Consider the following 8,008-nt stretch of genomic DNA (forward strand, 5'->3'; position numbering starts at 1 on the left):
TTGCCCCCCTCGCCCCTTCAGCCGGCCGCCGCCGCGGCGCGCACGGCGGCACAGATGCGTTCCACGTCGGCGTCCCCCGTCACGTACGGCGGCATGGTGTAGATCAGGTCGCGGAACGGGCGCAGCCACACCCCGGCCCCGACCGCGGCCCGGGTGGCGGCGGCCATGTCCGCGTGGTGGTCCAGCTGGACGACGCCGATGGCGCCCAGCACCCGTACGTCCGCCACCCCCGGCAGCTCCGCCGCCCCGGCCAGCCCGTCCCGCAGCCCGCTCTCGATGCGCTTGACGTCCTGCCGCCAGCCGCCGTCGGCCAGCAGGTCGAGGGAGGCCAGGGCGACGGCGGACGCGAGCGGGTTGCCCATGAACGTCGGGCCGTGGGCGAGCACCGGAACGTCGCCCTGCGAGATCCCCTCGGCCACCCCGGGGGTGCACAGCGTCGCGGCCATCGACAGATAGCCGCCCGTCAGCGCCTTGCCGACGCACATCACGTCCGGTGCGACGCCCGCGTGGTCCGCCGCGAAGAACGCGCCGGTGCGGCCGAAGCCGGTGGCGATCTCGTCGAACACCAGCAGTACGCCGTGCTCGTCGCAGGCCTCGCGCAGCACGCGCAGATAGCCGGGCGCGGTGAAGCGCATGCCGCCGGCGCCCTGCACGACCGGCTCCACGATCACCGCGGCCAGCTCGTCCGCGTGCCGCGCCACGAGGTCGCGCAGTTCGCGCTCGTACGCCCCGTCCACCGGCGCGTCGAAGCCCGCGGGCGGCAGTCCGGCGAACAACTGCCGCGGCAGCACGCCGGACCACAGCTCGTGCATCCCGCCGTCCGGGTCGCACACCGACATCGGCTGCCAGGTGTCACCGTGGTAGCCGCCGCGCCACGTCAGCAGCCGGCGCTTGTCCGGGCGGCCCCGCGAACGCCAGTACTGCAGGCACATCTTGACCGCGACCTCGACCGACACCGACCCGGAGTCACTGAGGAACACGTGCCGCAGCGGCTCCGGCGTGACCTCCACCAGCCGCGCCGCGAGCCGCACCGCGGGCTCGTGGGTGAGCCCGCCGAACATCACGTGGCTCATCCGGTCCAGCTGGCCGCGGGCGGCGGCGTCGAGCGCCGGGTGGCGGTAGCCGTGGATCGCCGACCACCAGGACGACATCCCGTCGACCAGCTCGTCCACGCCCCACGCCGGCTCGGCCAGCCGCAGCCGTACGCCCGCGGCGGAGTCGACGACCAGCGGCTCCTGCCGGCCGGGCATGGGCCCGTAGGGGTGCCAGACGTGCTCGCGGTCCAGGTCGAGCAGCCGCCGCGGCGGCAACGGCTCAGGCATTGGGCGGCAGTTCCGTGCCGGCGCCGCGGCGGCGCACGGCCACGAGGTCCGTACGGGCCGCCTCCCGCGCCGGCTCGTCCGCGGGCGGACCGCTCGGAGCGGTCCCGTCCTCCGCGGCGGAGCCGGCCGCCCGGTGCGGCGGCAGCGTCGTCCGCCCCGCCTCCTCCACCTCGAACCCGGCGTCCGCGATCATCTCCAGGTCCGCCTTGCCCGCCTGCCCCTCGCTGGTCAGGTAGTCGCCCAGGAACACCGAGTTGGCCAGGTGCAGCGCCAGCGGCTGCATGGTCCGCAGGTGGATCTCGCGGCCGCCCGCGAGCCGCACCTCCACGTCCGGGCAGACGAACCGCACCATGGCGAGGATCTTCAGGCAGCGCTGCGGCGTGAGATCCCACTCCCCGGCCAGCGGCGTGCCCTCGAACGGGATCAGAAAGTTCACCGGCACCGAGTCCGGGTCCAGCGCGCGCAGCGCGAAGACCACGTCCACCAGGTCCTCGTCGCTCTCGCCCATCCCCGCGATCAGGCCGGAGCAGGCGGACATCCCGGCCGCCTGCGCCTGCTGCACGGTCTGCACCCGGTCCTCGTAGCCGTGCGTGGTGCAGATGTCCGCGTACGTCGCCTCGGAGGTGTTGAGGTTGTGGTTGTACGCGTCCGCGCCCGCCGACTTCAGCCGCTCCGCCTGGCCGTCGGAGAGCAGCCCGAGGCAGGCGCAGACCTCCACGTCGCCGTTCTGCTCCTTGATGGCGGCGATGGTCTCCGAGACCCGGTCGACGTCCCGGTCCGTGGGGCCGCGCCCGCTGGCGACCAGGCAGACGCGCTTGGCGCCCCCCGCCACCCCCGCCGCCGCGGCATGGGCCGCCTGGTCGGCCTTCAGCCACGTGTACTTGAGGATCCCGGCCTCGGAACCCAGCCGTTGCGAGCAGTACGAGCAGTCCTCGGGGCACAGCCCCGACTTGAGGTTGACCAGGTAGTTGAGTTTCACCCGGCGGCCGAAGAACTCCCGGCGCACCTTCCCGGCCGCGGCGACGACGTCGAGGACGTCCTCGTCCGCGGTGCGCAGCACGGCCAGCGCCTCGTCACGGGTGGGCGCCTCGCGCCGCAGCCCCTTGTCCACCAGCGTCGAAAGCAGGTCCATGGCGCCGATCCTCGCCCACCGCACCGGCCCGGGCCAATGGGGCACCGCACAACGGCCGCCCCTGTCTTCTGTGCTCATCGCCACACCGCCGCGCGGCTCCGCGCGCACTACGGTGCAGAAACAGCCCGCCGAACCGAGGAACCGCATGCCCCGTCACGCCTTCGACTGGATCGACGCACAGGCCGAGGAGCGGCGGCGCGCCGGTCTCGTACGCACCCTGCGCCCCCGCGCGCACGACGCCCGGCTGCTGGACCTGAGCGGCAACGACTACCTCGGCCTCGCCCGCCACCCCGAGGTCACCGCCGCCGCGGCGGCCGCGGCCCGCCGCTGGGGCGCGGGTGCGACCGGCTCCCGGCTCGTCAGCGGCAGCACCGCGCTGCACGCGGAGCTGGAGGCCGAACTCGCCGACTTCTGCGGCTTCGAGGCCGCGCTCGTCTTCTCCTCCGGATACGGGGCAAACCTCGCCGCCGTCACCGCTTTGAGCGACCGCGGCACCCTCGTCGTCTCGGACGCGGGCAACCACGCCTCGCTCATCGACGGCTGCCGGCTCTCCCGTGCCGGCGTCGCCGTCGTGCCGCACGCCGACGCCGACGCGGTGGCCAAGGCGCTCGACGGCTTCGCCGGCCGGGCGCTGGCGGTCACCGACGGGGTCTTCTCCGTCGACGGCGACGCCGCGGACCTGCCCGCGCTCGCGGCGGCCTGCCGCGCGTACGGCGCAGGGCTGCTGGTGGACGACGCCCACGGGCTCGGCGTGCTCGGGGCGGGCGGACGCGGCTCGCCGCACGCGGCGGGCCTGGCGGGTGCGGCCGACGTCGTCGCCACCGTCACGCTGTCGAAGTCGCTGGGCAGCCAGGGCGGCGCGGTGCTGGGTCCGGCGCGGGTGATCGAGCACCTGGTCAACACCGCCCGGACGTTCATCTTCGACACCGGCCTCGCCCCCGCCGCCGCGGGCGCCGCGCTCGCCGCGCTGCGGCTGCTGCGCGGCGAGCCGCACCGCGCCGCGGCGGCCCGGGGGGTGGCGGCGGCGCTGCACGGCGGGCTGACGACCGCCGGGCTGACGGCCGTACGTCCCGACGCGGCGGTGGTGTCGGTACGGGCCCCGGCGCCCGAGGCGGCGGTGGCGTGGGCGGCGGCGTGCCGCGAGGCGGGGGTGGCGGTCGGCTGCTTCCGGCCGCCGTCGGTGCCCGACGGCATCTCGCGGCTGCGGCTGACCGCCCGCGCGGACCTGACGCAGGAGCAGGTGGACGCCGCCATCGCGACGGTCGTACGCACCGCGCCCGCCGCCCCGGTGCCCGCGCGCTAGGCGTACGCGGCGCGCGCGCCCGCGGCGAACTCGCCGTCCTTGACCGCCGCGACGAACGCCCGCCACGCCTCGGCCCGGAACAGCAGCGCCGGCCCCTCCACGTGGGTGGAGTCCCGCACGGCGAGCAGCCCGGCGGATTCCGGGCCCACGGGATAGGCGGCCTCGACGCAGTTGTTCGCCCCTGTACTGTGCGAACTGCGCCGCCAGTGGAGGCCGTCGAGTGCCGTACTGGAGGAGACGTACCGAGGTGTTGCGGTCATGGTGCCTCCTTTGCGCCCGCGCCGAGCGCGGCTACGAACGACATGGACTCCTCGTGCGAAAGGGCGCTTGCCTGCAGCGAAGCAAAGGCGGCCACATACGCCCGTAAGTCTTCTTTCCTTTCCAGGTGAAGGCTACTCATCAAATGGTCGACAACGACCACATCGAGATCAGAACTGCGCGAATAGGAGAAGATAACGAAAGGTCCCGTGAGGCCGACGTGCTCCCCGGCGGCAAAGGGCAGGATCTGGAGCCGAACGTGCGGAAGGGTGCCCATCCGCCGCAAGTGCCGCAACTGCTCCGCCATCACCCCCGGCCCACCCACGTGCCGCCGCAACACCGCCTCGTCGAGCACGGCGTGCAGCCGCGGCGGGCGCGCGGAGCGCAGCACCGCCTGCCGGGCTATCCGCACCTCCACGAGCGACTCCACCTCGCGCGCCGCCGCGCCGGCGAGCGCCGCCCGGGTCACCGCCAGGGCGTACCGCCGGGTCTGCAGAAGCCCCGGGACCACCGAGGTCTCCAGCGTGCGCACCGTGGACGCCTCCGCCTCCAGGCTGATGAAGTCCCGGTACTCGGCCGGCAGCAGCTCGCGGTACTCGCTCCACCAGCGGTACTCGCGAGCGCCCCGCGGGGCTGTGGCCAGCGTCTCCAGAAGCGTGCGCTGCCCGGGGTCGGTGACTCCGTACGCGTCCAGCAGCCGGGCGACGTCCGCGGCCTTGGCCGCCGACGTGCCGGTCTCCATCCGGCTGATCTTCGACTGGTGCCAGCCGACCAGCTCCGCCGCCTTCCCGCTGGTCAGCCCGGCCCTGCCGCGCAGCCTGCGCAGCTCCGCGCCCAGCTTCGCACGGCGTACCGCCGGCTCATTGCGCATGACGCCCCTCCCGGGCCCGCTCGGCCGAACGCGTAACAAGTGGCCAGTGTGCCGCCCAAATACAGTCTCTCGCGGCATAGTTCACCGCTTCGAGCGACAGATATATGCATAACTTGGTTGAGGACTCGCGCGCCGGGCACGATCGGTGGCACCGTGGCGCGAACAACAACCTGAAGCGGTCCTCGACTTCACCAGGCACGCGTCTGAGTCCGGCACAGTCGTGCGAAAGGGACGGCGTCGCAATGGCAGACCAGCAGGAAGCATCCGTCACGCTGCCGAGTGAGGCTGCTTCGGTCACGCAGGCGCGTAAATATGTCACTGACATTCTCGGGAAATGGGGCTTCGCGGAAGGTACGGACGCGGCGGACACCGTCCGGCTCGTCGTCTCCGAGCTGGCCACGAACGCCGTCCAGCACACCCGCGGCCAGTCGCCGACGTTCACGGTGCGCATGTCGCTCGTACGGGAACAGCTGCGCGTCGGCGTCAGCGACAGCCATCCGCGCCGGCCGCGCAGGCTGCCGGCCGCCGTCCAGCAGGACAACGGGCGCGGCATGGTCATCGTCCGGTGCCTGGTCGCGGAGTCGGGCGGGCGGCTGTCCGTGACGCCGACGGCGGACGGCGGCAAGACGGTATGGATCGCCCTGCCCTGGCGGGCGGCGCCCGTGGCCTGACGCACCGGCCCCCGCACCCGCCCCGACCCGCCCCCGGGCCGCGTCCGCGCACCCCGCTGGTCCACCCTGGAGGCATGACCGACCAGCCCATCAGCCACGAAGACGTCCAGGCCGCCGCCCAGCGCATCGCCGGAGGGGTCCGCCCGGTCGCGGTCGCGCTCGCTGGCGCCGATGTGGTGCCGGACGCCGAGGTGTGGTTCGCGCTCGAGTTCCTCCAGCACACCGGCTCCTTCAAGGCCCGCGGCGCACTGAACTTCACCGCCGCCCACGCCGCCGCCGGCACCATGCCGGACGCCGGCGTGCTCATCGCCTCCGGCGGCAACGCCGGCCTCGCCTGCGCCTGGGCCGCCGCCCGCCACGGCGTCCCCGCGCACGTCTTCCTCCCCGCCACCGCGCCGGAGTTCAAGGTCGAGCGGCTGCGCGGGCTCGGCGCCGACGTACGGCTGACGGGCCGCACCTACGGCGAGGCGCTGGCCGCCTCGCGCGCCATGGCGGCGGAGACCGGTGCGCTCGCCTCGCATGCCTACGACCACCCGCTGATCTCCGCCGGGGCCGGCACGCTGCTGCCGGAGATCGCCGCCGCCGTGCCGGGCGGCGTCGACACCGTCGTCGTCGCGGTCGGCGGCGGCGGGCTGTACGCGGGGGTGGCGGCCGCCGCCGCGGCGCAGGGCATCGGCGTCGTCGCCGTCGAACCGGAGAACTGCCGCGCGCTGAGCGCCGCGCTGGCGGCGGGGGAGGTCGTGGACGTCCCCGTCGACTCCGTCGCCGCCGACTCCCTGGGCGCGCCCCGTACCTCGCGCGACGCGCTGGCCTGGGCGCAGCGGCCGGGCACCACCTCCGTGCTCGTGGCCGACGCCGCCATCGAGGCGGCCCGGCGGCGGCTGTGGGACGAGCACCGGCTCGTCGTCGAGCACGCCGCGGGCACGGCGCTGGCGGCGCTGACCACGGGCGCGTACAAGCCGCGGGCGGGCGAGCGGGTGGCCGTCGTGCTCTGCGGTGCGAACACCGACCCCGGCACGCTCTGACGCCTGCGCTCAGCGCCGCCCTTCGTCCTGCCGGGCCGCGCGCGCGGCGATGCCCCGGCTCAGGCCCCACGGCAGCGCCGCCCACAGGGCGGCGGTGAACACCAGCACCGACGCGCCCGCCGCGACGCCGGCCGCGCGCCCCAGGACGACGTCCACCACGAGCAGCACGGCTCCGGACAGCGCGAGCGCCAGCACGCCCAGCCCGGCCGCGGCCAGCCGCGAGGAGACGTCGACGATGCGGCGCTTCGCCCGGCGCCGGAACAGCCCCCGGTGCACGGCCGCGGGCGCGGTGAACAGCACCGCGGCGGCCACGGACAGGAGCAGGGTGGTCACGTACGTGCCGCGCTGCAGTGCGTCCAGTTCGGTGAAGCGCTCGGTGAAGGCGAGGGTCAGCAGGAAAGCGAACAGGATCTGTACGCCCGTCTGCGTCACCCGCAGCTCCTGGAGCAGCTCGACGAAGTTGCGGTCGTCCCGTTCCAGGGCGGTCTCACGGCGCGCGTACGCCTCGGGGGAGGCGGTCCGCGCCGCGGGCGCGGCCCTGCCGCCCTCGCCGTCACCGCGCTCGTCCTCGTCCTCGTCCTCGTCCTCGTAACGGTCTCGGTCCATGCACTTCCCGGTTGCCCGCTCGGCCCGTTCTACTCCTCGTCTACCACCAGCAGCGCCTCCGCGCCCACCGGCCGGAACCCGGCGGCCAGGAACGCCCGTACGCTCGCCGCGTTGCCCGGTGCCACCTGCGCCCACAGTGATTCCCCCGGCGGTACCAGGTGCCGGGCCGCCGTCGCGAGCTGCCGCCCCAGCCCGCGCCCCCGGGCGTCCGGCTCGACCTCCACGGCCGTCTCCCAGCGCCCGGCGACGCCGCGGCCCAGGAGCACGGTGGCGCCGGGGACGGCCCAGGCGCGTACGCCGTCGCGGTACCGCAGGGCGCGGAGCAGCCGGGGGTGGGTGCCGTCGCCGTCGGCCGCCGCAGGGAGCGGCGGCGGCCCCGGCAGGGGGTCGGCGGCCAGCAGGACGTCGATGTTGTTCACCGCGCGGCCGAGGCGGGCACAGAGGGCGGCGAGGAACGGCGGGTTGAGCGGCGCGGACAGGTCGCCGGCGGGCAGCAGGCCGCGTATCCAGGCCGGGTCGGCGTCGGCGAAGACGACGTGCCGACCGGTGAGGGCGATGACGCCCGCGTCCCGGGGCGACGGCTGCGGCAGCACGGTGACCGCCCCGTCCGGCGGCGGGAAGCCGCCGCGGGCGGCGGCGGCCAGCAGCGCGGCGAGCCGGCCGCCGTCCGGGCCGCCGGTCCCGTACGCGGACGTGGTCACGGACACGGGATCACCGGGCTGCGGACACATGGCGGCAGGCTCCTCGAAGCGCGGGCGGGCGGAACGCGGCCAACCTATCCGGCCGTACGCCACCCGCCCCCGCCCGCCCTCGGACGGAT

General features: G+C 75.1%; 9 protein-coding genes. 3 read left to right on the forward strand and 6 right to left on the reverse strand.

The window, feature by feature from the left end; translation table 11 throughout:
• Positions 1-17: 17 nt before the first annotated feature.
• Positions 18-1,322 carry an adenosylmethionine--8-amino-7-oxononanoate transaminase gene (locus tag LG396_RS18305; RefSeq protein ID WP_225795540.1) on the reverse strand — a complete coding sequence of 435 codons (1,305 nt, stop codon included), beginning with the start codon at positions 1,320-1,322 and terminating at the stop codon, positions 18-20.
• Positions 1,315-2,454 carry a biotin synthase BioB gene (bioB, locus tag LG396_RS18310; protein WP_225795541.1) on the reverse strand — a complete coding sequence of 380 codons (1,140 nt, stop codon included), beginning with the start codon at positions 2,452-2,454 and terminating at the stop codon, positions 1,315-1,317. The genes LG396_RS18305 and bioB overlap by 8 nt, the downstream gene beginning before the upstream one ends.
• A gap of 145 nt (positions 2,455-2,599) precedes the next feature.
• Between bioB and LG396_RS18315 the strand changes: the two genes are divergently transcribed.
• Positions 2,600-3,757: an 8-amino-7-oxononanoate synthase gene (locus tag LG396_RS18315; protein ID WP_225795542.1), complete on the forward strand. Its 1,158-nt coding sequence runs from the start codon at positions 2,600-2,602 to the stop codon at positions 3,755-3,757.
• On the opposite strand, the gene LG396_RS18320 is transcribed toward LG396_RS18315, so the two are convergent.
• Complete coding sequence (locus LG396_RS18320) at positions 3,754-4,017, reverse strand: DUF397 domain-containing protein (protein ID WP_037741318.1); 264 nt, start codon at positions 4,015-4,017, stop codon at positions 3,754-3,756. The two genes, LG396_RS18315 and LG396_RS18320, sit on opposite strands and share 4 nt — an antisense overlap.
• The gene (locus LG396_RS18325) at positions 4,014-4,886 is read right to left on the reverse strand and encodes a helix-turn-helix domain-containing protein (protein WP_225795543.1); all 873 of its coding nucleotides are present in this window, start codon (positions 4,884-4,886) and stop codon (positions 4,014-4,016) included. Before LG396_RS18325 ends, LG396_RS18320 begins: the two co-directional genes overlap by 4 nt.
• 242 nt (positions 4,887-5,128) lie before the next feature.
• On the opposite strand from LG396_RS18325, the gene LG396_RS18330 reads away from it, so the two are divergent.
• Together LG396_RS18330 and LG396_RS18335 are read left to right on the forward strand one after the other, a co-directional pair.
• Positions 5,129-5,557: an ATP-binding protein gene (locus tag LG396_RS18330; RefSeq protein WP_225795544.1), complete on the forward strand. Its 429-nt coding sequence runs from the start codon at positions 5,129-5,131 to the stop codon at positions 5,555-5,557.
• A gap of 74 nt (positions 5,558-5,631) precedes the next feature.
• Positions 5,632-6,582 (forward strand): serine/threonine dehydratase, encoded by a 951-nt coding sequence (locus tag LG396_RS18335; RefSeq protein ID WP_225795545.1) that lies wholly within the window; start codon positions 5,632-5,634, stop codon positions 6,580-6,582.
• Positions 6,583-6,591: 9 nt separating this feature from the next.
• Here the strand turns inward: LG396_RS18335 and LG396_RS18340 are convergent, their stop codons facing one another.
• Positions 6,592-7,188, reverse strand: a complete 597-nt coding sequence (locus tag LG396_RS18340) for a DUF6328 family protein (protein WP_225795546.1) — start codon at positions 7,186-7,188, stop codon at positions 6,592-6,594.
• 29 nt (positions 7,189-7,217) lie between these two features.
• The gene (locus LG396_RS18345; RefSeq protein WP_225795547.1) at positions 7,218-7,895 is read right to left on the reverse strand and encodes a GNAT family N-acetyltransferase; all 678 of its coding nucleotides are present in this window, start codon (positions 7,893-7,895) and stop codon (positions 7,218-7,220) included.
• Positions 7,896-8,008: the final 113 nt, after the last annotated feature.

Origin of the sequence: Streptomyces aculeolatus (assembly GCF_020400605.1) — a bacterium.
Classification (GTDB): Bacteria; Actinomycetota; Actinomycetes; order Streptomycetales; family Streptomycetaceae; genus Streptomyces; species Streptomyces aculeolatus.